The sequence below is a fragment of the Pseudomonas sp. MWU12-2319 genome (assembly GCF_023242525.1).
GTDB lineage: Bacteria > Pseudomonadota > Gammaproteobacteria > Pseudomonadales > Pseudomonadaceae > Aquipseudomonas > Aquipseudomonas gingeri_D.
In genome coordinates this window covers 61,997-84,163 of the sequence record NZ_JALJES010000008.1, presented here as the reverse complement: position 1 = coordinate 84,163, position 22,167 = coordinate 61,997, and the positions used below count along the sequence as shown (strand labels likewise).

At 63.9% G+C, this 22,167-nt stretch carries 23 protein-coding genes; 6 read left to right on the top strand and 17 right to left on the bottom strand.

All coding sequences use genetic code 11. The annotated features are described in order from the left end of the window. Window positions 1-14: 14 nt before the first annotated feature. Genes M5C01_RS15125 through M5C01_RS15100 form a run of 6 tightly spaced genes read right to left on the bottom strand, consistent with a single transcriptional unit; the run spans window position 15 to window position 5,935 of the window. The gene (locus M5C01_RS15125) at window positions 15-1,382 is read right to left on the bottom strand and encodes an NAD(P)/FAD-dependent oxidoreductase (RefSeq protein WP_152739465.1); all 1,368 of its coding nucleotides are present in this window, start codon (window positions 1,380-1,382) and stop codon (window positions 15-17) included. Window positions 1,383-1,412: 30 nt separating this feature from the next. Next, a complete protein-coding gene (gene purU, locus M5C01_RS15120) occupies window positions 1,413-2,279 on the bottom strand; it encodes a formyltetrahydrofolate deformylase (RefSeq protein ID WP_152739464.1) in 867 nt (288 codons plus the stop codon). An 18-nt stretch (window positions 2,280-2,297) separates the two neighbouring features. After that, window positions 2,298-3,428, bottom strand: coding sequence for an aminomethyltransferase family protein (locus tag M5C01_RS15115; RefSeq protein ID WP_152739463.1), 1,131 nt, complete (start codon window positions 3,426-3,428; stop codon window positions 2,298-2,300). A gap of 36 nt (window positions 3,429-3,464) precedes the next feature. Next, the gene (locus M5C01_RS15110) at window positions 3,465-4,481 is read right to left on the bottom strand and encodes a DUF3445 domain-containing protein (protein ID WP_152739462.1); all 1,017 of its coding nucleotides are present in this window, start codon (window positions 4,479-4,481) and stop codon (window positions 3,465-3,467) included. 9 nt (window positions 4,482-4,490) lie between these two features. Continuing rightward, complete coding sequence (locus tag M5C01_RS15105; protein ID WP_152739461.1) at window positions 4,491-5,426, bottom strand: PDR/VanB family oxidoreductase; 936 nt, start codon at window positions 5,424-5,426, stop codon at window positions 4,491-4,493. Next, window positions 5,423-5,935: a dimethylamine monooxygenase subunit DmmA family protein gene (locus M5C01_RS15100; protein ID WP_152739460.1), complete on the bottom strand. Its 513-nt coding sequence runs from the start codon at window positions 5,933-5,935 to the stop codon at window positions 5,423-5,425. The genes M5C01_RS15105 and M5C01_RS15100 overlap by 4 nt, the downstream gene beginning before the upstream one ends. 220 nt (window positions 5,936-6,155) lie before the next feature. On the opposite strand from M5C01_RS15100, the gene M5C01_RS15095 reads away from it, so the two are divergent. Genes M5C01_RS15095 through M5C01_RS15085 form a run of 3 tightly spaced genes read left to right on the top strand, consistent with a single transcriptional unit; the run spans window position 6,156 to window position 8,645 of the window. After that, window positions 6,156-7,259: a histidine kinase gene (locus M5C01_RS15095; RefSeq protein ID WP_248764341.1), complete on the top strand. Its 1,104-nt coding sequence runs from the start codon at window positions 6,156-6,158 to the stop codon at window positions 7,257-7,259. Then, window positions 7,228-7,887 (top strand): response regulator, encoded by a 660-nt coding sequence (locus M5C01_RS15090; protein ID WP_152739458.1) that lies wholly within the window; start codon window positions 7,228-7,230, stop codon window positions 7,885-7,887. Before M5C01_RS15095 ends, M5C01_RS15090 begins: the two co-directional genes overlap by 32 nt. Window positions 7,888-7,889: 2 nt before the next feature. Further along, entirely contained in the window at window positions 7,890-8,645 is a 756-nt protein-coding gene (locus M5C01_RS15085) for a PAS domain-containing protein (protein WP_152739457.1), read from the top strand. Between the two features lie 61 nt (window positions 8,646-8,706). On the opposite strand, the gene M5C01_RS15080 is transcribed toward M5C01_RS15085, so the two are convergent. Both M5C01_RS15080 and M5C01_RS15075 read right to left on the bottom strand, forming a co-directional pair. After that, window positions 8,707-9,750: an LLM class flavin-dependent oxidoreductase gene (locus M5C01_RS15080; RefSeq protein ID WP_152739456.1), complete on the bottom strand. Its 1,044-nt coding sequence runs from the start codon at window positions 9,748-9,750 to the stop codon at window positions 8,707-8,709. A gap of 117 nt (window positions 9,751-9,867) precedes the next feature. Then, window positions 9,868-10,353: a flavin reductase family protein gene (locus tag M5C01_RS15075; protein WP_100943743.1), complete on the bottom strand. Its 486-nt coding sequence runs from the start codon at window positions 10,351-10,353 to the stop codon at window positions 9,868-9,870. Window positions 10,354-10,566: 213 nt separating this feature from the next. Between M5C01_RS15075 and M5C01_RS15070 the strand changes: the two genes are divergently transcribed. Together M5C01_RS15070 and M5C01_RS15065 are read left to right on the top strand one after the other, a co-directional pair. Continuing rightward, window positions 10,567-12,873, top strand: coding sequence for an AAA family ATPase (locus tag M5C01_RS15070; RefSeq protein ID WP_248764340.1), 2,307 nt, complete (start codon window positions 10,567-10,569; stop codon window positions 12,871-12,873). A 3-nt stretch (window positions 12,874-12,876) separates the two neighbouring features. Then, window positions 12,877-13,872: an endonuclease gene (locus M5C01_RS15065; RefSeq protein ID WP_152739455.1), complete on the top strand. Its 996-nt coding sequence runs from the start codon at window positions 12,877-12,879 to the stop codon at window positions 13,870-13,872. On the opposite strand, the gene M5C01_RS15060 is transcribed toward M5C01_RS15065, so the two are convergent. From M5C01_RS15060 to ribBA, 6 genes are all read right to left on the bottom strand, one after another. Further along, window positions 13,873-14,508: an START domain-containing protein gene (locus M5C01_RS15060; protein ID WP_103494613.1), complete on the bottom strand. Its 636-nt coding sequence runs from the start codon at window positions 14,506-14,508 to the stop codon at window positions 13,873-13,875. It abuts the gene before it with no gap. A gap of 69 nt (window positions 14,509-14,577) precedes the next feature. Beyond that, the gene (locus M5C01_RS15055; RefSeq protein WP_152739454.1) at window positions 14,578-15,732 is read right to left on the bottom strand and encodes an ABC transporter ATP-binding protein; all 1,155 of its coding nucleotides are present in this window, start codon (window positions 15,730-15,732) and stop codon (window positions 14,578-14,580) included. 17 nt (window positions 15,733-15,749) lie between these two features. Continuing rightward, on the bottom strand, window positions 15,750-16,559 hold the full coding sequence (locus M5C01_RS15050; protein WP_103494615.1) for an ABC transporter permease: 810 nt from the start codon (window positions 16,557-16,559) through the stop codon (window positions 15,750-15,752). 6 nt (window positions 16,560-16,565) lie between these two features. After that, window positions 16,566-17,510, bottom strand: coding sequence for an ABC transporter permease (locus tag M5C01_RS15045; protein WP_178129840.1), 945 nt, complete (start codon window positions 17,508-17,510; stop codon window positions 16,566-16,568). Continuing rightward, on the bottom strand, window positions 17,507-18,532 hold the full coding sequence (locus M5C01_RS15040; protein ID WP_103494617.1) for an ABC transporter substrate-binding protein: 1,026 nt from the start codon (window positions 18,530-18,532) through the stop codon (window positions 17,507-17,509). Before M5C01_RS15040 ends, M5C01_RS15045 begins: the two co-directional genes overlap by 4 nt. Before the next feature lie 237 nt (window positions 18,533-18,769). Beyond that, window positions 18,770-19,882 carry a bifunctional 3,4-dihydroxy-2-butanone-4-phosphate synthase/GTP cyclohydrolase II gene (ribBA, locus tag M5C01_RS15035; RefSeq protein ID WP_152739452.1) on the bottom strand — a complete coding sequence of 371 codons (1,113 nt, stop codon included), beginning with the start codon at window positions 19,880-19,882 and terminating at the stop codon, window positions 18,770-18,772. 75 nt (window positions 19,883-19,957) lie between these two features. On the opposite strand from ribBA, the gene M5C01_RS15030 reads away from it, so the two are divergent. Next, window positions 19,958-20,251, top strand: coding sequence for a DUF1330 domain-containing protein (locus M5C01_RS15030; protein ID WP_152739451.1), 294 nt, complete (start codon window positions 19,958-19,960; stop codon window positions 20,249-20,251). Window positions 20,252-20,257: 6 nt separating this feature from the next. On the opposite strand, the gene M5C01_RS15025 is transcribed toward M5C01_RS15030, so the two are convergent. From M5C01_RS15025 to M5C01_RS15015, 3 genes are all read right to left on the bottom strand, one after another. Further along, window positions 20,258-20,821, bottom strand: a complete 564-nt coding sequence (locus tag M5C01_RS15025; protein ID WP_152739450.1) for an NUDIX hydrolase — start codon at window positions 20,819-20,821, stop codon at window positions 20,258-20,260. A gap of 1 nt (window position 20,822) precedes the next feature. After that, the gene (locus M5C01_RS15020) at window positions 20,823-21,575 is read right to left on the bottom strand and encodes a GntR family transcriptional regulator (protein WP_100943754.1); all 753 of its coding nucleotides are present in this window, start codon (window positions 21,573-21,575) and stop codon (window positions 20,823-20,825) included. 101 nt (window positions 21,576-21,676) lie between these two features. Further along, the gene (locus M5C01_RS15015) at window positions 21,677-22,162 is read right to left on the bottom strand and encodes a flavin reductase family protein (protein ID WP_103494621.1); all 486 of its coding nucleotides are present in this window, start codon (window positions 22,160-22,162) and stop codon (window positions 21,677-21,679) included. Window positions 22,163-22,167 lie beyond the last annotated feature (5 nt).

Sequence of the window (22,167 nt, the reverse complement as noted above, 5' to 3'; positions counted from 1 at the left end):
CTGCGACTCCCCTGTCAGCCAACCGACTGGATCGAGGTGGGCGGTTCGCCGAGGTAGGCGGCCATGGAGTCGTCCAGCGCGTGCAGCCAGGGTGTGTGATGGGTCGGCGACTGGGTGCCGGTCATCAGCGAACGGTAGGACTTGTCGCGATAACCCATGATGTTTTCGGCCTTGTCGTGCTTCCAGTGCAGGAAGGTGTCGTTGACCGCGGCGATGTCGAAATCGGGGTAGTCGGTGGCGTCCACCAGTTGCTGGATATAGGCGCCCTGGTACTCGAACATCTGCTGGTTGGTTTCCAGGGTCTGCTCGCGTGCGTGCCATTGCCGGCTGTCGGCGACCATCTCGGCGTGAGACGGCAAGGCGATGCGCCCGAGGATGACGTCGCGGGCATACCAGGCCTGGGCGTCGAACATGTTGAAGGAGTACCACTGGTCCTGCATGCCGAGGTAGATCATCCGTGGGTTGGGCTCCCAGAACACGCCCTTGTACAGGTTCATCGGCCACAGGCGATTGTCGGTCTTGAGGCAGAGTTCGTCCGGCAGGAACGGGAAGTGATGCTTGTAGCCGGTGCAGAGGATCACCGCGTCGATGTGCTTGCTGCTGCCGTCGGCAAAATAGGCGCGGTTGTTTTCCAGGCGTTGCAGCAGCGGTTTTTCCTCCCAGTTGGCCGGCCATTGGTAGCCCATCGGCGCGCTGCGGTAGCAACTGGTGATGCTCCGGGCGCCGTATTTGTAGCACTGCGAGCCGATGTCCTCGGCCGAATAGCTGCTGCCGACGATCAGCAGGTCCTTGCCCTTGAATTCCAGGGCCTCGCGAAAGTCATGGGCGTGCAGGATGCGTCCGGCGAACTGCTCGAAACCCTCGAAGTACGGGACCTTGGGCGTGGAGAAGTGGCCGCAGGCATTGATCACGTAGTCGAAGCTTTCCTCGGTCTGAAGATCCTGGTTGTAGTCATGGGCCTGGACAGTGAAGCGGCCGCTGTCGGCGTCGAAGCTGACCTGGCGCACCACATTGTTGAAGCGAATGTACTGGCGCACCCCGGCTTTTTCCACGCGGCCCTTGATGTAGTCCCAGAGCACTTCCCGCGGCGGGTAGGACCCGATGGGCCGGCCGAAATGCTCTTCGAAGGTGTAGTCGGCGAACTCCAGGCACTCCTTGGGGCCGTTCGACCACAGGTAGCGGTACATGCTGCCGTGCACCGGTTCGCCGTTTTCGTCGAGGCCGGTGCGCCAGGTGTAGTTCCACATGCCGCCCCAGTCGCTCTGCTTTTCGTAGCAGACCAGTTCCGGGATCTCGGCGCCTTTGTCACGGGCCGACTGGAAGGCTCGCAGTTGCGCCATGCCGCAAGGGCCGGCGCCGATGATTGCCACGCGTAAAGTCATGATCGTGCCTCGTAATGATGGGGTCGGCGCTCAGCGAAAGATCACTGTCTTGTCCTGGTTGATGAAGACCCGGTGTTCCAGGTGATATTTCAGGGCCTTGGAAAGCGCGACGGTTTCGGTGTCGCGGCCGATGGCGACCAGGGAATCGGGCCGGTGGGTGTGGTCGACCCGCTGGATCTCCTGCTCGATGATCGGGCCCTCGTCCAGGTCGCTGGTGACGTAGTGGGCGGTGGCGCCGATCAGCTTCACGCCACGGTCGTAGGCCTGGTGATAGGGCTTGGCACCCTTGAACCCCGGCAGGAACGAGTGGTGGATATTGATCGCCCGGCCTGACAGCTTGCGGCACAGGTCGTCGGAGAGGATCTGCATGTAGCGGGCAAGCACCACCAGGTCGGTGTGGGTTTCCTCGACGATGCGCAGCAGCTCGGCTTCCTGCCCGGCCTTGGTGTCCTTGGTCACCGGCAGGTAGATGAAGCGGATGCCCTCGCGCTCGGCCATCGGCCGCAGGTCCAGGTGATTGGAGACCACGGCGGTGATGGTCATGTCCATCTCGCCCTTGCGGTGGCGATAGAGCAGGTCGGTCAGGCAATGGTCGAACTTGCTGACCATCAGCAGCACCCGCGTCGGCTCGGCACCGCTGAACAGCTCCCACTGCATGTCGAAGCCGCCGGCCAGGCCACCGAGGCCTTCGCGCAGTGCGCCGACGTCGGCGCTCGGACCTTTGTTGAAGCGGAACACCGCGCGCATGAAGAAACGCCCGGTGAACTCATCGTCGAACTGCGCCAGCTCGCTGATGTAGCAGTTCTGCCCGGCCAGGCAGGAGGTGACCGCCGCGACGATGCCGGAGGTGGCCGGGCAGGTGATCTTGAGAATGTAGTGTGGCTCTGGATGGTCCATGGAAACTCCCGGGGTGGCTCAGCCCTTGGCGGTGCGTTTGGTTTTCTGCGGATCGTCGAAGGGCAGCGCGTGGCTGACGGCGCCGGTCTCCAGGCTGCCGCGCACTTGCAGGGCGATACCGGGCACGGAGCAGGCGACGTTCATGCGGGCGATGGCCATGGAGCGTTTGCTCAAGCGCGAATACATGCCGCAGGTGACCACGCCGACCTGTTGGCCGCCTTGCCAGAGGGTGTCGCCGGCCTCGGCGGCGCGGACGCCGTCCAGCAGCAGGCCAGTGATCTTGAAGCGCTCGCGGCCTTGCAGGCGGCGGTGTTCCTCGGCGCCGCGGAAGTCGCGTTTTTCCGGCGAGACGGTGAACTCCAGGCCCATTTCCCAGAGGGTGTCGCCGGGCTTCTCGTCGGCGAAGGGATACATCTGCGAGTTGTCGTAGGGGAAGAACATCAGCGAGCTTTCCACCCGCAACCAGTCCAGGGCGGTAAAGGCGCAGGGAATGATGCCCAGGCCCGCACCCTGTTCCAGGATCTGGTCCCAGAGCAAGGGCGCATCGGCGGCCTTGCAGAAGATCTCGTAGCCGCGCTCGCCGGTGTAGCCGGTGCGCGAGATCATCACCGGGCGCTCGAACAGCCGGGTCTGCAGGTGGTGGAAGTAGGGCAGCTGGCGAATGCCGGGCACGTGCTCGGCAAGAAAATCCACCGCCAGCGGGCCTTGCAGCGACAGGTCGTGGAGGTCGTCGTCGAACAGCACCGCGACCTGCCGGCCCTGGGCCGAACGCACCAGCATTTCATGGCCGCTGCCGGCGCCATGGACCACCATGAACGCGTTGGGGCCGGTGCGGTAGACGATGCAGTCGTCGACGAACTTGCCTTCCTCGTCGAGCATCGAGGCGTACACCGATTTGCCCGGATACAGCTTGCTGATGTCCCGGGAGGTCGCCCATTGCAGCAGGCTCTCGGCGTGGGGGCCGACGTAGTGGACTTTTTTCAGCCCGGACACGTCCATCAGTCCGGCCCGGGTGCGGATTGCCTCGTGGTGATCGGCGAGGTCGCTGGCGTAGGTCCAGGCGGTGCCCATGCCGTTCCAGTCTTCCAGGTTCGAGCCGAGTGCGCGGTGGCGCTCGGCGAGTGCGGAAATGCGCCATGAATGAGCCATATGCAGGTCCTTGTCGGTCAAAGAGTGGGTAAGGGGTCAGGCGTCGGGGTCGAAGCGGCTCAGCCACTTGACCAGGGTCTCTCGGTAGCGGGCCATGCCCTTGTAGTCGGCGATCGGCTCCGGCAGGTCGCGCAGCACGCGGTGCAGGCGGCAGCCCCAGCCGGGCTGGCTGACCAGTTCGTCGAGGCTGATCAGGTAGGTGCGGATGCTGAACATCAGGCCGTTGCTGCGGGGCAGGCGCGCCATCAGTTGCAGTTCGACCCGCAGGTGCACCAGGCGACCGGCGTTTTCGGCGGTGACACTGCCGCGGTCGGCGCCCCATTCGTGGAAGGTTTCCGGCGAGGAGTCCAGGCGCGGATTGATCGTCAGCGTCCAGTTCAGGCGCCGCACCGGCTGGCCCACCGGGACATTGAGCAGGTATTTCAGGGCCCGCTCGAAGATGCCCATCTGGTGGGCCATGGGCACCGGCGAATGCCATTGCTTGAAGCTCATGCCGGCATCGAAGGCCAGCGACCAGTCCGCCGGGCTGGTGACCATGCCGGCGTCCATGAACAGGTCGCCGTCGCGTTGGTCGAGCAGGGCGAAATCGCCCTGGACCTGGCGGGTGATGAACTCCAGCGGCTCGCACGGCAAGGTCGTGGCGTCGCCGAAGATAAAGCGCTGGTCGATCGCCAGGGCCTTGTTGCGCCAGTGCCAGTTCAAGCCGTCGCAGTCGAGTTCGAACCACTGCGGATAATCGGCGGCGAGCTTTTCCATCAGCATTTCCAGGGCGTCCCAGGCGGCTTCCTGCATATGCGGCATTACCAGGTAGCGGCGTGGGTCCTGGTCCAGGACCCGGGCGCGTTCGGCCATTTCCGAGCGGTAGTGCTCGTCGATATCGAACCAGTGTTCGTAGATCGAGCCGGGGTCCTTCGAGTTCGCCGGTTCGATATTCACCGAATAGAGGTAACTGTCCTCGCTGAAGGGGAACGGAAAGCGCCGGATGGCCTTGGGGCTGTTGCGGAAGCTGAAGGGCTCCCGGTAGGTCTGGAGTGGGCTGAATTGAACGGACATGGTCGACTCCTAGAGATCTAGCAAAACCCGCGGGCCGCAACCGCGCGAGACACAGGGCATAAGGAACTCGGCCTGTTCGGCACGGCTCAGGAAGCTGTCGCGGTGTTCGATTTCGCCGTGTAGATGGCGGGTCATGCACTGGCCGCAGACCCCGCCACGACACAGGCTGGGTGGCGCGATGCCGGCGCTTTCCAGGGCTTCGAGCAGGCTCTGTCCGGCGCTGACCTGAAGGCGGCGGCCGCTGCGGGCCAGTTCCAGTTCGAAGGGCCGGCCGGGCTGCGCGGCGCTGAAGGCTTCCCAGTGCACGCGGCTGGCGGGCCAACCGAGGCGGTTCGCGGTTTCCCGTACCGCATCGAGCAGGCGCTGCGGACCGCAGGTGTAGACATGGCTGCCCAGGGGCCGGTCGCGCAGGATCGTCGACAGGTCGCAAGGTGTGCCGGCGGCGTAACGATGCAGGCGCGGCCCCAGGCGTTCCTGCAACTCGTCGAGATAGGCATCGGTCAGGCCCGGCCGGTGGAGGTAGTGCAACTCGACATCCGCCTGCCGCCGTTGCAGGGCGTCGAGATAGGCCATGAACGGGGTGATGCCGATGCCGCCGGCAATCAGGATGTGTAGTCGCGCGGTCGAGTGCGGGGCAAACAGATTGGCTGGCGGCGAGAGGATCAGGGTGTCGCCGACTTCGACCTGTTGGTGCAGGTAGCGCGAGCCGCCTCGCGATGTCTCTTGCAGGCGCACGGCGATACGGTAGTGACGGTGATCGGACGGGTCGCCGGTCAGCGAGTAGGCGTTGCGCAGGGTCCGTTCGCCCAGGGGCAGGTGAACTTGCACGTGGCTGCCCGAAGAGAAGCCCGGCAAGGTGCCGGTGCAAGGCTCCAGGGTGAATTCGCGGACCAGGGGCGTGAGCAGGCGCGCCGCGCTGACCCGGACCTGCAACGGTGTGCTCATGGGTGGGCTCCGGCGTAGGGGCGGTCGGCGTCGTCGCAGACCCCGAGGTAGGCCCCCAGGCGTCTGGAAAAGTGCGTACGGACACCCAGTTGCACCTGGCAACCGATGCAGTTGAAACGGTCCGCCGCGCCGGCGGCCTGGGTCAGCCCGCAATGCACGCAATAGACCCGGCGGCTGCCGGGGGCCGAGAGGATCATGTCGATTTCGTCGTCGTGCAGCCCGGCGTTGCGGGCCTGGCCATGGACCAGCCAGATAAAGGCTTCGTCGCCGAGGATGTACAGGTGACAGCCGACGCTGGCATCCGCCAGCACGCCAGTGAGCTGCAAGGGAAAATCCCTGCCCTGGGCATTCAGCAGCAGCGGCTGGTCGAGCCCTTCGACAAAGGCCGCGCCGGCTGCCGTCGACTGCATGACGACGATGTGCCGGCGTGCCGCCTCGCGGGGCATCGGTTCCCGGTAGACGGGGAGGCTGTGAAGCCGGTCGGGGGCGGCGCTGGGTCTATCCATCATGGTGATTTTCCTGGCTGACTTGTTTCTTGCTGGGGAAGATAGTTTCCCAGAAGGAATTTCCACTCAATCTGGAAAAAGCAGTACCTCTTTGGAGATAGCCCGTCGTTATTGGGCGGCGGGGCATGGAAGTTGCTCAGCAGTGGTCAGGGCGGAGCAACCGGACGGGGAGTCATCGACAGTGCGAACACGACCACAGTGGTGGGTCCGCTGGTTTCAGCGCGTGAGCCCCGGGCAAGTCCGCCAGGTGCGCGGGCTGCTGGCCGAGTTGCCGCTGTGCCTGATGCACGCTGACGGTGCCTGGCCACGGCTGCTGGACCGTTTCGAAGCACTGCTGCCCGGTTACCGCCTGAACCTGATACTCGGTGACGAGGACCTGGGCCCGGCCCGTAAACAATTGACCAGCCTGTGCCACGGCGAAGCCAACTGCCCCTGGCGCGGCGGTGTGGTGAGCGAGTTGCCGCAGCCCTGCACGGCGTGTCGCCGGCACGGTACGCACCGCCTGCTCTGTGCCTTGCCGGAAGTGGGTAGCGCGCAGCGCGGCCTGTTGTTGCTCGATGCACCGGGCCCGGTCGGCCGGACCTTGCGCCAGTTGCTGGAGGAGGCGGCGCGGGCGGTCGGGGTCACGGTGCAACTGCTGCGGCACAAGCGCGAGCAGCAGCGCAAGCATGCCACGTCCCAGTACGGCGCCCTGGCCCGGGAGCTCCATGACTCGGTGGCCCAGCAGCTGGGCTATCTGTCATTCCAGGCGCGGCTGATGCAGTCGCGCATGGGCGAGCCGGCCCAGGCGGATGCGTCGCTGGGGGAGCTGCGCAGCGGCCTGAGCCAGTTGCAGCGCCAGGTCCGCGAGCTGATCACCAGTGCCCGCCTGACCATGGACGGGCGTTCGCTGCGCCAGGCCCTGGCGGACTCGGTGGCGGAGTTTTCCCGGCGTTGCATCATTGTCTTCGAACTGGACAACCGCCTGGCCGACGATGCCCTGAACCCGGAAATCGAATTGCAGATCCTGCAGATCATCCGCGAGGCCCTGGCCAACGCGGTGCGCCATTCCCATGCGCGGCACGTGCGCATCGAACTGCGCCAGACCCAGGAGGGCGAGGTTTCGGTCGCGGTGGAGGATGACGGCATCGGGCTGAGCCAGGCCTGTGGCGAAGACAACCATTTCGGCCTGGAAATCATTCGTGAGCGGGCCGGCAGCATTGGCGCGCGACTCTCCATCGAACCGATCCGGCCCCACGGTGTGCGCGTGCACCTTGGCCTTTCCCGCCACCCAGACGACCCCCAGGGGAGTTTCAATGGACTGCACGACCTTATTGTTGATCGATGATCATCCGCTGTTCCGCAAGGGGCTGGCGCAGTTGTTCGCCGCCAGTGAGGATTTCGAAGTGGTGGGCCAGGCGGCCAGTGGGCGGGAAGGTATCAACCTGGCGTTGAGCCTGGCGCCGCAACAGGTCCTGCTGGATCTGCACATGCCCGGCCTCAGCGGTTTGCAGGTACTCGACGAGTTGCGCCAGTTGCGCCTCGGCTGCCAGATCGTGGTGCTGACCGCGTCGATGGACCGTGGCGAGTTGCTCGCCGCGCTGCGCCTGGGCGCCAATGGTTATGTGCTCAAGGAGACCGAGCCCGATGCGTTGCTGGCCTATATGCGCAACTGCAACAAGGGCGCGATTGTCCTCGACGACACCCTGGTCTCGCTGCTGGCCGGGCAGGGTGAGTCCACCCCGGCGCCACCCCGGGCGGACCCCGGCGGCCTGACCGAGCGCGAAGGCCAGACGCTGGCGCTGATTGCCGCCGGCATGAGCAACAAGCAGATCGCCCGGGAATTGGGGATCAGCGACGGAACGGTAAAGATCTACGTGAAGAATCTCCTGCAGAAGTTGAGCCTGCACTCACGCCTGGAACTGGCGGCGTGGGTGCACAACGTCGGTAGCGGGCGACCAGAGGAGCGTCATTAGCCATGGACAAGCGAGGATCACTGTTGGAATCGCTGTTGAACGAGCCGGCCGAAACGGCGCTGGACCGCTTCCCGGTGGCCCTGCTGGAGCTGGGCGACGATGCGCGGATCGCCCGCTTCAATAGCGCCTGGGTCGCCTTGATGGACCGGCCGCAGGCCCAGCGCCCGCTGATCGACTACGTGCACCAGGAGGACCGTCCGTTATGGCGGCAGGCGCTCCACGAGTTGCGCCGCCGCCCCGAGACCGCGTTCAGTCAGCGCTTGCGTTTTGTGCACCCGTCGGGGGAGTTGCGCTGGTTCGAGGTCAATCTCAAGCGCAATGCCGACGGCTTTTGCCTGGCAGTCGGTGATGTCACCGCGCACAAGCGTCGGGAAATTGCCTTGCAGGCCAGTCAACGCAGCACCTTGAGCCTGCTGGACAGCATGCCCGGACTGATTTATCGCGGACGCAACAATCGGGATTGGACGATGGAGTTTGTCAGTGCCGGCTGCCTGCAACTGACCGGCTATCCGGCCCAGCGCCTGGTGGACAACCATGACTTCACCTACAACAGCCTGATTCATCCGCAGGATGCCGATTACGTCTGGCGAGCGGTGCAATATGCCTTGTCGCTGCAGGAGGCGTTCGAACTCAACTACCGGATCCGCTGTGCCGACCATTCGATCAAGACGGTGTGGGAGAAGGGCGTGGGGATCTATTCGGACAATCGCGAGGTGCTGGGGATCGAGGGGGCGATTTTCGAACGCAAGGTGCCATGATCCCGAGCGGGTCACGGCGATGCGGGAGCAACCGGTCGGTGCTCCCGCGGTCTGGCGAGGCTCAACGGAAGGCCGGCACCACCTGTTGGATAAACAGCTCCAGCGATTTCTTTTTCTCGGCGTGGGGCAGACTGTTGTCACACCAGAAGCTGAACTCGTCGACCCCCAGCTCCTGGTAATAACGGATCCGCGCGATCACTTCCTGCGGTGTGCCGATCATGGTGTTCTTGCGGATATTCTCCAGGGCGAATTCCGGCCGTTCGGCAAATTTTTCTTCCGGGCTCGGCGCCAGGAAACCGTTGACCGGCACCTGCTTGTTGCCGAACCAGGCGTCGAAGGTCCGATAGAACTTCGAGATCGCCGTGGCCCCGACTTTCCAGCCTTCGGGATCGTCGACCGCATGCACGTGGGTGTGGCGCAGCACCATCAGTTGCGGGCGCGGCACCTCGGGATTGTTGTCCAGCGCGGCCTGGAACTTGTTCTTCAGGTCCAGCACTTCCTCGTCGCCCTTCATCAATGGCGTGACCATCACGTTGCAGCCATTGGCCACGGCGAAGTTGTGGGAGTCCGGGTCGCGGGCGGCGATCCACATCGGCGGGTTGGGCTTCTGGATCGGCTTGGGCACGCTGGTGGAGGTGGGGAATTTCCAGATATCGCCGTCATGGGCGTAGTCGCCTTGCCACAGGGCGCGCACCACCGGAACCATTTCCCGCAGTGCCTGGCCACCCGAGGAGGCGGGCATGCCGCCGGCCATGCGGTCGAACTCCACCTGATAGGCGCCACGGGCCAGGCCGACTTCCATCCGGCCATTGCTGATCACGTCCAGCAGGGCGCATTCCCCGGCGACCCGCAACGGATGCCAGAACGGCGCGATGATGGTGCCGGCGCCCAGGTGAATGGTGCTGGTCTTGGCCGCGAGATACGCCAGCAGCGGCATCGGGCTCGGCGAAATGGTGTATTCCATGGCGTGGTGTTCGCCGATCCATACGGTGCTGAAGCCGCCGGCCTCGGCCATCAGGGTCAGTTCGCTGAGGTCCTCGAACAATTGGCGGTGGCTGACACTTTCGTCCCAACGCTCCATGTGGATGAAGAGGGAAAACTTCATGACGCTTACCTCGGGTCTTTTGTTGTTGGCCGGCAGGTCTGTCTGCTGATTTATTGGTATACCATAATACTGTTTATTGCCCTTAAGCAAGGACCGCCTGCGCAGTGTTGTACTGGCTCAGGCGAGAACGGGCAGGGCGCCCATCTTGCCGTGGCAGTAGATCATCGGCCCGGCGTCCTGGCGCGGCACGATCAGGTTCTTCACCGCGCCGACCATGATCGCGTGGTCGCCCCCTTCATACTCGCGCCACAGTTCGCATTCGATGATGGCGCTGGCATTGGGCAACAGCGGGTTGCCCAGTTCGCTCAAGGTCCACTGGATGCCCTGGGCCTTGTCCTTGCCTTTGCGGGCGAAGGCATAGGCCTCGTTTTGCTGGCCGCCGGACAGCACATGAATGGCAAAACGCTTGTTCTTGATCAGTACCGGATAGGAGTCGGAGCTGTAGTTGGGGCAGAACAGCACCAGGGCCGGGTCCATCGACAGGGAGCTGAAGGCGCTGGCGGTGAGGCCCACCACCTGGCCGTCGTCATCCAGGGTGGTGATCACGGTGACCCCGGACGGGAACGAGCCCATGACTTGTTTGTAGATGGCGGCATCGATCATGGGGCGGTCCTCGGGTGGCTGGAGTTGCTTTTTGTAGGATTTAAGTATTATGGTATACCGTAATACCATGCATGCAAGAGCTTTTTTTCTGGTGTATTGGCTCGATACAGTCTGCCGGTGTGAAACGGCTCCACTTTTCCCTAGGTGCCGTTTAGAGTCTGTGCTTTTTGGGGGGGCGACAGGCTTTCCCCTGACTGCTTAGGGAAGAGAGTCATGCAAAGGTTTGATCGCAGTTTCGTGCCGCCGCCGAGTCTCTTGCAGGGGCCGGAGGCCAGCGCCGGCCGGCAGGCACTGGCTAGGATTTTTCTGGCGGAGCCGACAAGGAGAGCGCAGACCCGGGCCCTGGAACTGAGCCTCGATCTGGATGAGGCGTCAGTCCATGTCAGCTTGAGTCGGTTGTTTCGTGGCAAGTGTGCGTTCTGTGAACGCGCGGTCACCACCTCCCATTACCGGTTTCGTCCGGGGCCGGGGGCGATCCCTGCAGAGCGAGCACCAGATGCCCATTTGTATTACATCTGGCTGAGCAGTGCCTGGGAGAACATCTATTCCATATGCGAGGACTGTCGACCTGACCGACCGGAATACTTCCCGGTTCGGGGCAGACGCTCACCGTTACCTGGCGAACTTCAGCTTGAAACCTATGTGGCGGAGAATCAGGGTACATGGCCCGGCTATCCGCTCAAGGAGCGTCATGTCCTGCTCGATCCCTGCGAGCGCATCCGTCTCGCTGATCACCTGTCTGTCGATCTTTCGGGCGAGCTGTCCGCACTGACAGAGCGCGGGCGTGAAACGATTGCCCATTTCAAGCTCAATCGCCCTCAGTTGTTCAGGCAGCGCGGAAGAAAGCTCAAGGTTTATTTCGATGAACTGATCGACATTGGACTGCCGGCGCAAGAAGAGGGCATGTCGTCATTCCCGCCACTCCTGGACTTTGCCGCGCTGGAGTTTGGCGGTCTCTGGTATCTATTGTGCCGTCGTATCGTGTTGGAGCTTTCACCGACCCCAGTAGCGCCGCGAGCACTTTCGTCCGGACGCATTTGCGCGACGCTACGCCGGGTTCTCGAAAGTCTGGGTAATGAGGACTGGTGCGGAGGGCTTGAAACCAGGTTGGCGTTTCCGGTTGTGCAGAGGCTTTCCCCGACTTCGGAGCCGGCGCAGCCCTTGCCTCGGGAGTACTCGTCGCTGGCATCGATTCACTTGAGTAACTTCAAGGGCATCGAGGCGCTCGAATTGCTCATGCCTCCCACGCAAGAGACCCCAGCTTCGAGCTCGAAGCCCGCTCGACCGGCCCTGCTGATCCTCGGTGAAAACGCCGCTGGCAAAAGCTCCATCCTCGAAGCCACGGCCCTGGCGTTGTGCAGCGAAGAAGCGCGGGCACAATTGCCGGTCGACGTTGCAGCATTGCCCCTCGATCCCGAACTGCTGGGCGCGGGGCAGATGCCTCGATGCACCTCGGCCACCGTTGCCTTGACCTTCCAGGACGGCAGTCAGCGGGAATTGACCATCGCCGGTGGCGACTACTGGCTCGAAGGCGCGCCCATCACACCGCCGGTCTTCGCCTACGGCGCCTTCCGCCAATACCAGAAGCAGGTGCGGCGCTACAGTCCGGGCAAATCGATCATCAACCTTTTCGACGCCACGGCCCTGTTGTCCAACCCGGAAAAATGGCTGCTGGGCCTCAAGCAGGTCGAGTTCGACGGTGTGGTGCGCACCCTGCGGGATATCCTCTCCATCGAGGGTGAGTTCGAGGTCATGGAGCGTGATTTCGAAAACCAGCGCTGCCTGATCGTCACCGCGGCGGCCGGTAGTCGAGCCCTCTGTCGAACCCCGCTGAGCCTGGCGTCCTCGGGCTATCGCTCGGTGCTGGCGATGGTCTGCGACATCATCCAGGGCCTGATGAACCGGCGCATCAACCCCCACTTCGAGAGCCTGGAAACCGCCCAGGCGGTGGTGCTGATCGACGAGGTCGAAGCCCATCTGCACCCGCGCTGGAAAATCCAGATCATGGGCGCGTTGCGTAGCGCCTTGCCGAACGTGACCTTTATCGCCACCACCCACGACCCCCTGTGCCTGCGCGGCATGCGAGAGGGGGAGGTGATCGTCATGCAGAGGGTCGCCAGCGAGGACAATCCCGACAGTGATTGGCCGGTGATGGTGGAGCAGGTGGTCCGCCTGCCCAACGTCAGCCAACTGACCATCGAGCAACTGTTGACCTCGGACTTTTTCAGCCTGACCTCCACCGACCAGCCGGATACCGAGCGCGAGCTGGCGATGTTCGCCGATCTGCTGGCCGCCCGCGAGCAGGGCCAGCCCCTGAGCGACGCCCAGCAGCAGGCCTGGAGCCGCTTCGAACGGGATATCAGCGACGCCTTGCCGGTGGGAGCCACCGAAGTCCAGCGGCTGGTACAGGAAGCGGTGGTGGAATACCTGCAGAACCGCCGACAGGTCAGTGCGCTCAAGCTCGGCGAGCTGCGTAAGGAATCCAAAAAGCGGATCCTCGCTGTCCTGGAGGGCATCTGAAGCATGCGTGCGGTCATTCGAACGATTGCCAAGGCGCCGGATGCCCTGTCCGGAGCCGACTCGCCCGCCGCCAAGGAGCTGCAAAAACTCAAGGCCTGGTTCGCCGCACCGACTGGCAACCCACCGGCTTTTGCGGTGTACAAATCCGATAGCGTCAAGAAGCAGCTTGATGAGCTGTTCCACGGCAAATGCGCCTATTGCGAGAGCTTCTTTGCCTCCACCGCGCCGGTGGATGTCGAGCATTATCGGCCCAAGGGCGCGGTGTCCGAGGACGCCAGCCATCCCGGTTACTGGTGGGTGGCCATGGACTGGGACAATCTGCTGCCCAGTTGCATCGACTGCAACCGCAAGCGCAAGCAGGTCACCCCCAGGTTGTCGGCCAAACTGCTGACCCTGCGGGACGACCGCCAGGGGTTCAACCAGGGCAGCCTGCTGCTTTCCGGCAAGAAGGACAGCTTCCCTATTCTCGGCCGGCGGGCGATGTCCGCTGCGCAGGACTTTGCCGACGAATACCCGCTGCTGCTCGACCCGTGTCGTGACAACCCCAACGAACACCTGAGGTTTCATATCGACCGGGACAACCTGATCGGCCTGGTACTGCCCAGTCCCCACGCGGGAGCAGACCTTCCGGCCATGACTGATGCGGCCATGGATGGAAACCTCCAGGAAGCACTGGCCGCCGGGCTGAGCCTCAAGGGCAGCGTCTCGATTCATGTCTACGGTTTGAACCGGCTGGGCCTGGTGCAGGAGCGCACGCGTCTGTTGCGCCAGCTGGAGTTCCTGGAAATGCTCGCGCTGGAAGTGGGGACTATGGCGGATGAGCTTTTACCTGATCCCGAGGCGCCGCCCTCGGCCACGGTCGCCAGTATCGCCAAGCGCCTGTACTTCCTCCAGGACCGGATTCTCAGTGAAATGAAGCGCATGGCCCGGCCCGAGGCACCTTATTCGGCCATGGTCCGGGCCTGGATCGAGGACTTCAAGGTCCGGCTCCAGGACTGACTACGGTGCCGTTTCGGCGTCGCGTATGCCCTGGTGTTCGGCCACCACGCGCAAGGTCCTGAGGCTGACCATCGGTGCGTCGACCACGAACTGGTTGGCCAGCCAGGAGGGGATATCGCCGGCCGGCTCGGCTTGCAGCTCATAGGTCACGCGGGTTTGCGTGTCGCTTTCGGGGTGCATGGTCCAGGTGCCCTTCATCTGGCTGACACGGATCTGTCCCGGCACGAGGGGGACGAAGCCGGGTACCGCCTCCAGATAACGGGTCAGGCTGCCGTCGTCGGCGCGCTCGCTGTGCACATGGATCACCATGTCACGGGTTTGCGCCGGCCACGGCAGTGCAGTGGTCAGATAGACCCAGGTGTCGTCACCGTCATTTTTCAGCAGGCGCATATCGGCGCAGGCATACAGCCATTTGCAGGCGACCCGCAGGTTTTCCTGGAGGTTGCTCAGGGTGCCGACATCGGCCTTGATCCGCGTCTCACCGCGAAAGCTCTGGTAGCGCGAGCCCGGGACGTGGCGGAGGTAGACCTGGATGCCGTCTTCGTCCTTGGCCAACTGCCAGTCCGGGGGCGCCGCCAGTGTTGTCGTGCTGAGAAGAGCACTGGCCAGCGCTGTCGCAGATAACAGGATGTTCATTCGGATCTCCGGGTTGCACGGCCGATAGTGCCTGGCTACCCGGATATAACACCTGAGCCCGGGTTTTATTCAATGGGCGCCGGCTGCTTTGTTCAGATCGCCCTCGCTCCATTGGGTATAGACGCAAGCGTCCGCGCTGGCCCAGCGTACCCGCAGTGGATCGCCGGCCTTGAGCGGCATGCCGGTGGCCGACAGCGCCTTGACCGTCATCGCCGTGCCGCCGTCGGTGACCACGCTGCAGGTCTGGCTTTCGCCGAGAAAGAGCATTTCGCCGACCTTGGCCGAGACCTCGTTCCAGCCTGCCGGCAAGGGTTCGGCGGCGGCCTGTTCGAGGCTCAGGGCCAGGGCTTTCTCCGGGCGCACCATCAGCAACAGTGGCTGCTCGCTGGAAACCCCGCTGGTCGGCCGGATCGTCAGGGTCTGTCCCTCGAAATCCCCCGCGGCATTGCCCCGGGCCTTGAGCTTGAGGAAGTTCGAGTTGCCGAGGAATGAGGCGACAAAGGCGTTCGGCGGGTTCTGGTAGAGGTCGTAGCCGCTGCCCAGGCCGACGATCTTGCCGTGACTGAAGATCGCGATGCGCTGGGACAGGCGCATGGCTTCCTCCTGGTCATGGGTCACGTAGACGATGGTGATGCCCAGTCGACGATGCAGTTGGCGCAGCTCGTCCTGCAGGTCTTCGCGCAGCTTCTTGTCCAGGGCGCCGAGGGGTTCGTCCATCAGCAGGATGCGCGGTTCGTAGACCAGCGCCCGGGCAATCGCCACACGCTGTTGCTGGCCGCCGGAGAGCTGGGAGGGGCGGCGATGGGCAAAGGTTTCGAGCTGCACCAGCTTGAGCATGGCGTCGACCCGGCGCTCGCGCTCCTCGCTGCTGAGCTTGCGCAGGGTCAGCGGGAAGGCGATGTTGTCACGCACCGACAGGTGGGGAAACAGCGAGTAACGCTGGAACACCATGCCGATATCGCGTTTGTGCGGCGGCACCTTGACCAGGGACTGTCCACCCACCAGGATTTCACCGCTGCTGGGCGTCTCGAAACCGGCCAGCATCGACAGGGTGGTGCTTTTGCCCGAGCCACTGGAGCCGAGGAAGGTGAGGAATTCACCCTCCCGGATATCCAGGGAAATATTGTCCACGGCGGCGAAGTCGCCGTAGTGCTTGTTCAGGTTGCGCAGGCTGACCAGGGGGCGGTCGGGTTGTTGCGCGGGGTCTTTGATCACGGCACTCATGTTCTACTCCTTGGCGCTCAGGCGCGAAGTTCATTGCGCCGGCGCAGGGCGGCGGCGATCACCATCACCAGCACCGACAGGGCGATCAGCAGCGTCGAAGCGACGGCGATCACCGGGGTCAGGTCCTGGCGCAGGGTGGTCCACATTTTCACGGGCAAGGTCTGCAGGGTCGGGCTGGCCATCATCACGCTCAGCACCACTTCATCCCACGACACCAGGAAGGCGAACAGCGCCCCGGCGACCATGCCGGGACGAATCGCCGGGAAGGTCACCTTGAACACCGCCTGCAGGCGCGAGGCACCGCAGATCACCGCGGCATCCTCGATCGACTGGTCGAACAGCTTCAGCGAGTTGATGATCGAGATGATGGTGAAGGGCAGCGCGACGATGACGTGGCTGACCACGAAGGCGAACAGCGTCCCCGTGTAGCCGAGTTTGAGAAACAGCGCGTACACCGCCACGGCGATGATCACCAGGGGCACGATCATCGGCAGGGTGAACAGGCCGTAGAGCAGTTCGCGGCCGGGAAAGCGTCCACGGACCAGGGCGAAGGCCGTCGGCAGGCCGAGAGCGACCGCGAAGAAGGTGGTCAGGATCGCCACCTTCAAACTGGCCAGGGCGGCGTTCATCCAGTCCGGGTTGGAAAAGAACTGGCCGTACCATTTCAGCGTCCAGCCCGGTGGCGGAAACACCAGCCATTGGGAGGAGCCGAACGACAGCAGCACGATGAACACGATCGGCAGCAGCAGGAACAGGGCGATCAGTCCGGTGGTGAGGTAGAGGCCCAGGCGCAGGCGCCGGCTCATGGCATTGGGAGTCAGGAGCATGACGGCTTACCTCGCGTTACTGGCGCCGACCGGGGATTCCGGCTGGAGCTTCAGGTAGAAGTAGAACAACACCAGGGTGATCAGCACCAGCAGGGCGGCACCGGCGCTGGCCAGGCCCCAGTTGAGGAACGACTGCACCTGTTGAATGATGAACTCCGGCAACATCATGTTCTGCGCGCCGCCCAGCAGGGCCGGGGTGACGTAGTAACCCAGGGACATGACGAAGACCATCAGCCCGCCGGAAAACAGCCCCGGCCGGCACAGCGGCAGGAACACCCGCATGAAGTTGCGCCACGGGCTGGCCCCGCAGATGGCCCCGGCCTGCAGGATCATCGGATCGATGGCCTGCATGGTCGCCTGCAACGGCAGGACAATGAACGGGATCATGATGTAGCTCATGCCGATCACCACGCCGGTCAGGTTGTGCACCATCTCCAGCGGCTGGTCGATAATGCCCATGGCCATCAATGCCTTGTTGATCACCCCGGAAGCCTGTAGCAGCACCAGCCACGAATAGGTCCGGGCCAGCAGGCTGGTCCACATCGACAGCAGCACGATATTCAGCAGCCAACGGCCCCAGCCACGGGGCACCAGGGTAATCGCCCAGGCCAGGGGAAAGCCCAGCAGCAGGCTGAACAGCGTGACCAGCCCGGCCACCGAAAAGGTGTTGAGCAGGACCCGGGCGTAGGCCGAGTTGGCGAACAGTTGCTGGTAGTTTTCAAGCCCCGGCGTGGGCTCCAGGACGCCACGCAGCAACAGGCCGATCAGTGGTGCGAGGAAAAACAGGCCGAGGAACAGCAGGGCGGGTAACAGGTTACCCGCCCCCCGCCAGCGCTGCGCATACGTGGAAGACTGCTGCATGACCGCCGCCTTGCTGCTGGCCAGGCCGGCAGCGCCAGGGGCGCTCCCGGTCGGACGGGTGTCAGGGGAAAGCGTGGCCGTCATTTTCATTTGACCAGCCATTCGTTCCACCGTGTCGCAATGGCCGGACCGTTCTTGGCCCAGTATGCGAAGTCGAGTGTGATCTGATCCTTAGCGTAGGCAGTCGGCAGGTTCGGTGCCAGTACCGAGTCCAGGCGCGCGACGCTGTCGATGTTGACCGGGGCATAGGCGGTCAGGTTGGAGAAGTCGGCCTGGCCCTTGGCGCTGCTGGCACTGGCCAGGAACTTCATGGCCGCCGCCTTGTTTTTCGTGCCTTTGGGGACGACCAGGATGTCGGCCATGACCAGGTTCTGTTTCCAGCTCACGCCCACCGCTGCGCCGTCCTGCTGCAAGGCGTAGATCCGGCCGTTCCAGAACTGTCCGATGCTCGCTTCACCGGAGGCCAGCAACTGCTGGGACTGCGCGCCGCCGCCCCACCAGACGATGTCTTTCTTGATGGTGTCGAGTTTCTTGAAGGCGCGATCCAGGTCCAGCGGGTAGAGCTTGTCGGAGGGCACGCCGTCGGCCAGCAGGGCCAACTCCAGCACGCCGGGGCTCGGCCATTTGTAGAGGGCGCGTTTGCCCGGGTAGGTCTTGGTGTCGAACAGGGCGCTCCAGTCCTGGGGCTTGCCGGCGCCCAGCTTGCCCTGGTTGTAGCCGAGGACAAAGGAGAAGTAGAACGAACCGACGCCATGGTCCGAGACGAAGCGCGGGTCGATCTTGTCGCGCTGGATCTGGCTGAAGTCCAGCGGCTCGAGCAGGCCTTCGGCGGCGGCGCGCAGGGCGAAGTCGGCTTCGACGTCGACCACGTCCCACTGCACGTTACCGCTTTCGACCATGGCCTTGAGCTTGCCGTAGTCGGTGGGGCCGTCCTGCACCACGGTGATGCCGCTGGCCTTGCTGAACGGGTCGGCCCAGGCCTGTTTCTGCGCGTCCTGGGTGCTGCCGCCCCAACTGACGAAGTTGACGCTGTCGGCGGCCATGGCGAAGGAACTGCCGATTGCCAGGAAACCCGCGAGCAATGTCGCGGTTGCACCTTTGTTCAACACCATTTTCACGCCCTCATTTGTTGTGTTTTTGAGCGGGTTGTTGATGCCCGCCTATCGGGAGCAGTAGGTCCATCGGGGCCTTTTAAGGCGACCGCGCCAAGGGCTTTTATGGGTGCTTTCCCTGTCGGGGGCACTTGGCAAATATCTCCGGTCTACGGAATATCATATTATGGTATTCCAAACTTTCTGCAAGCACTTTGCCTTACCGGTGATCCGGCCTTGGCGCTTTTTTACGGGGTATCAGGGTTGCGTGAAGGGGATGCTTTCCACCACCTGCAGATCGTAGCCGGTCAGCCCGGCATATTTGAGCGGCGGCCCCAGGTGGCGCAGTTGGCCGACACCGATGTCCTGCAGTATCTGTGCCCCGGTACCGATCTGCGAATAGATCCGCGATTGCGAACGGCTGTACTGGCGCGCTGGCCGGGTCAACTGCGGTACGCGCTCCAGCAGCGCCTGGGACGATTCGTGGTTGGCCAGCACCACGACGACGCCGCAGCCTTCCTCGGCGACCCGTTGCAGCGCCGCCCAGAGCGTCCAGTTGCTCGGCCCGTGGTAGTCGGCGCCGACCAGGTCACGCAGCGGATCGATGACGTGGACTCGCACCAGTGTCGGCGTATCGCGGCGGATATCGCCCATCACCATGGCCATATGCACGCCGCCTTCAATGCGGTCCTCGAAGGTGATCAGGCGGAACGTGCCGTGCACCGTCGGCAGTTCCCGTTCGCCGATCCGCAGCACCGTGTGCTCGGTGCTGAGGCGGTAGTGGATCAGGTCGGCGATGGTGCCGATCCGGATGCCATGTTTTCGCGCAAACACTTCCAGGTCCGGGCGCCGGGCCATGCTGCCGTCATCGTTCATCACTTCGACGATCACCGAGGCGGGGGTAAAGCCGGCCAGGCGCGCCAGGTCGCAACCGGCCTCGGTGTGCCCGGCACGGGTCAGCACGCCGCCTTCCCGGGCCCGCAGGGGGAAGATATGCCCGGGCTGGACCAGGTCTTCGGCGCGGGCATCGGCGGCCACCGCGGCTTCGACGGTGCGGGCGCGGTCGGCGGCGGAAATGCCGGTGGTCACGCCGTGGGCGGCTTCGATGGACACGGTAAAGGCGGTGCTGAACGCGCTGCCGTTGCTCGGCACCATCTGTGTAAGATCCAGGCGCCGGCAATGCTCGTCGGTCAGGGTCAGGCAGATCAGCCCGCGTGCCTCGCGGGCCATGAAGCTGATAGCCTGGGCGTTGCAGCAGTCGGCGGCGATCAGCAGGTCGCCTTCGTTTTCGCGATCTTCGTCATCCACCAGCAGGACCATCTTGCCCTGGCGGTAGTCGTCGATGATGTCCTGGATACTGTCAAAGGCCATGCCAGCGCTCGCTCTGTCTGAAAGTGTGATTTATGGTATACCATAATACAAAATCAACCAGCAATGAGGTCATCGATGAAGGCTTACTGGATTGCCCATGTGGATGTCACGGACCCCGAGCAATACACCGAGTACACAAGCCGCGCCCCAGCGGTATTTGCCCGCTACGGCGGGCGCATGCTGGCACGGGGCGGGCGCGCCGAGGCCCTGGAGGGGCGGGAAACGCCACAACGCAATGTGGTGATCGAGTTTGATTCCTACGACCAGGCGCTGGCCTGCTATCGTTCGGCGGAATACCAGGAGGCGCGCGGGCACCGCGAAGGCGCGGCCCGGGCCGAAGTGATCATTGTCGAGGGCATGGCGCCCTGAGGGCGCTTAGCGGATAAAGTGAATCTTGCCGCTGTCGTCGTTGCCGATGTAGATGCCGTAGACCCCGGCCTGGCGTTCCTCGATGTAGCGTTCGAGGATCTGCCGGATCGCCGGGTAGTAGATGCTGTCCCAGGGGATGTCCTCGGGCGCGAAGAATTGGTAGTCCAGGGTTTCCGGCCCGAACTGGCCGGTGATCTCCAGCGCGATGGCGCGGAAGATGATGTACACCTCGCTGATCTGCGGCACGCTGAAGATCGAGTAGGGCGAGAGGATTTCCGCGCGCACGCCGCTCTCTTCCCAGACTTCGCGCAGGGCCGCCTGCTCGGTGGTCTCGCCACCTTCCATGAAGCCCGCCGGCAGGGTCCAGGTGCCGGGCCGTGGCGGGATCGCCCGTTGGCACAGCAGGTACTTGCCGTCGCGCTCGATGATGCAGCCGGCGATGATCTTCGGGTTGACGTAGTGGATGTAGCCGCAGCCCGCGCACATCAGGCGTTCATGGGTATCGCCCGGCGGCACTTGCCGAGCGAGGTCGGCGCCGCCGCACTGCGGGCAGAAGCGCGGGCTGGGCATGTCAGCGGCCCATACGGGGTTCTTTGAGGGCGATGGGCGCGGTGATCTCGGGGGCCGGGCCGGTTTCGTCCTGCTTGCGCTTGAGGTATTCCAGCGCCACCTTGGCCGCCGCGCGCACGTGGTCGACCGAGGCCTGGTGGGCGGCCAGCGGGTCGCCGCTCTTGATGGCCTCGACGATGCGTTCCATTTCCTGGTTGCTGGCGCCGCGCCGGTTTTCCTGGGACACCGAGGTGGCCCGCAGGTAGCTGATCCGGGCCTGCAACTGGCGCAACTGGGTGGCCGCGGCACGGTTGCCCGAGCCTTCGAGCAGGACGTCGTAGAAACCCTGCACCGAATCGATGACCTGCTGCAGCTCGCCGTCCTTGAGGGTCTTGCGATTGACTTCGAGGGCCTTTTCCAGGGCCTTGATGTCCTTGGCCTTGGCCCGCAGGGTGAACAGCTGGACGATCAGGCCCTCCAGCACACAGCGCAGTTCGTAGATATCGACCGCATCGTCCAGGGTGATGATGGCGACGCTCGGCCCCTTGGCATCGGCGAACGCCACCAGGCCTTCGGACTCGAGGTGGCGCAGGGCTTCGCGCACGGAGGTGCGGCTGACGCCGAGGCGCTCGCAGAGGTCGCGCTCGACCAGGCGGTCCCCCGGCATGAGTTGGAAGTTCATGATGGCGCTTCGCAGCTTGTCCAGCACGATTTCGCGCAGGGTAACGGGGTTGCGATTGACCTTGAAGCTGTCGTCGAGTGGCAGGCGTTTCATGGGATCCGCTCTAAAAGTTCGTGGGGCCGATCGAGGGCCGAAATCACCGGCAAGCTTATCATGCGCCGTTCATCCGCGTCGGCTCGCGCCGTGGCAAAACCTCAGGCCAGCGCGGGCAGCGGGCCGAGCTTGCCCTTGTGGTAGATCATCGGCGTCACCGCTTGCTCGGGCAGGATCAGGTTCTTGACCGCGCCGACGATAATGGCGTGATCGCCGCCATCGTATTCGCGCCACAGTTCGCACTCGATGATGGCGGTGGCCTTGTCCAGCAGCGGGTTGCCCAGGGCGCTCAGGTGCCAGGCGATCCCCTTGGCCTTGTCCTTGCCTTTGCCGGCGAATGCGTAGGCTTCGGCGGTCTGGTCGGCGGACAGCAGGTGAATCGCGAACTGCTTGCTGTCCCGCAGGATCGGGTAGGTGTCCGAGGCGTAGTTGGGGCAGAACAGCACCAGCGCCGGGTCGATGGACAGGGCGCTGAAGGCACTGGCGGTGATGCCGACGATGCCCCCCTCGGCGTCCAGGGTGGTGACCACCGTGACGCCCGACGGGAAGGAGCCCATGACTTCTTTGTAGATACCGGGTTCGATCATCTCGT

Bases quoted from the DNA above. Each gene is read 5' to 3' on its own strand.
- M5C01_RS15025 (WP_152739450.1), bottom strand. From the start codon at position 20,821: ATGCCCAGCCCGCGCTTCTGCCCGCAGTGCGGCGGCGCCGACCTCGCT.
- M5C01_RS15080 (WP_152739456.1), bottom strand. From the start codon at position 9,750: ATGAAGTTTTCCCTCTTCATCCACATGGAGCGTTGGGACGAAAGTGTC.
- purU (WP_152739464.1), bottom strand. From the start codon at position 2,279: ATGGACCATCCAGAGCCACACTACATTCTCAAGATCACCTGCCCGGCC.
- M5C01_RS15105 (WP_152739461.1), bottom strand. From the start codon at position 5,426: ATGAGCACACCGTTGCAGGTCCGGGTCAGCGCGGCGCGCCTGCTCACG.
- M5C01_RS15015 (WP_103494621.1), bottom strand. From the start codon at position 22,162: ATGATCGAACCCGGTATCTACAAAGAAGTCATGGGCTCCTTCCCGTCG.
- ribBA (WP_152739452.1), bottom strand. From the start codon at position 19,882: ATGGCCTTTGACAGTATCCAGGACATCATCGACGACTACCGCCAGGGC.
- M5C01_RS15100 (WP_152739460.1), bottom strand. From the start codon at position 5,935: ATGATGGATAGACCCAGCGCCGCCCCCGACCGGCTTCACAGCCTCCCC.
- M5C01_RS15125 (WP_152739465.1), bottom strand. From the start codon at position 1,382: ATGACTTTACGCGTGGCAATCATCGGCGCCGGCCCTTGCGGCATGGCG.
- M5C01_RS15055 (WP_152739454.1), bottom strand. From the start codon at position 15,732: ATGAGTGCCGTGATCAAAGACCCCGCGCAACAACCCGACCGCCCCCTG.
- M5C01_RS15040 (WP_103494617.1), bottom strand. From the start codon at position 18,532: ATGGTGTTGAACAAAGGTGCAACCGCGACATTGCTCGCGGGTTTCCTG.
- M5C01_RS15060 (WP_103494613.1), bottom strand. From the start codon at position 14,508: ATGAACATCCTGTTATCTGCGACAGCGCTGGCCAGTGCTCTTCTCAGC.
- M5C01_RS15085 (WP_152739457.1), top strand. From the start codon at position 7,890: ATGGACAAGCGAGGATCACTGTTGGAATCGCTGTTGAACGAGCCGGCC.
- M5C01_RS15045 (WP_178129840.1), bottom strand. From the start codon at position 17,510: ATGAAAATGACGGCCACGCTTTCCCCTGACACCCGTCCGACCGGGAGC.
- M5C01_RS15075 (WP_100943743.1), bottom strand. From the start codon at position 10,353: ATGATCGATGCCGCCATCTACAAACAAGTCATGGGCTCGTTCCCGTCC.
- M5C01_RS15020 (WP_100943754.1), bottom strand. From the start codon at position 21,575: ATGAAACGCCTGCCACTCGACGACAGCTTCAAGGTCAATCGCAACCCC.
- M5C01_RS15070 (WP_248764340.1), top strand. From the start codon at position 10,567: ATGCAAAGGTTTGATCGCAGTTTCGTGCCGCCGCCGAGTCTCTTGCAG.
- M5C01_RS15065 (WP_152739455.1), top strand. From the start codon at position 12,877: ATGCGTGCGGTCATTCGAACGATTGCCAAGGCGCCGGATGCCCTGTCC.
- M5C01_RS15050 (WP_103494615.1), bottom strand. From the start codon at position 16,559: ATGCTCCTGACTCCCAATGCCATGAGCCGGCGCCTGCGCCTGGGCCTC.
- M5C01_RS15090 (WP_152739458.1), top strand. From the start codon at position 7,228: ATGGACTGCACGACCTTATTGTTGATCGATGATCATCCGCTGTTCCGC.
- M5C01_RS15110 (WP_152739462.1), bottom strand. From the start codon at position 4,481: ATGTCCGTTCAATTCAGCCCACTCCAGACCTACCGGGAGCCCTTCAGC.
- M5C01_RS15030 (WP_152739451.1), top strand. From the start codon at position 19,958: ATGAAGGCTTACTGGATTGCCCATGTGGATGTCACGGACCCCGAGCAA.
- M5C01_RS15115 (WP_152739463.1), bottom strand. From the start codon at position 3,428: ATGGCTCATTCATGGCGCATTTCCGCACTCGCCGAGCGCCACCGCGCA.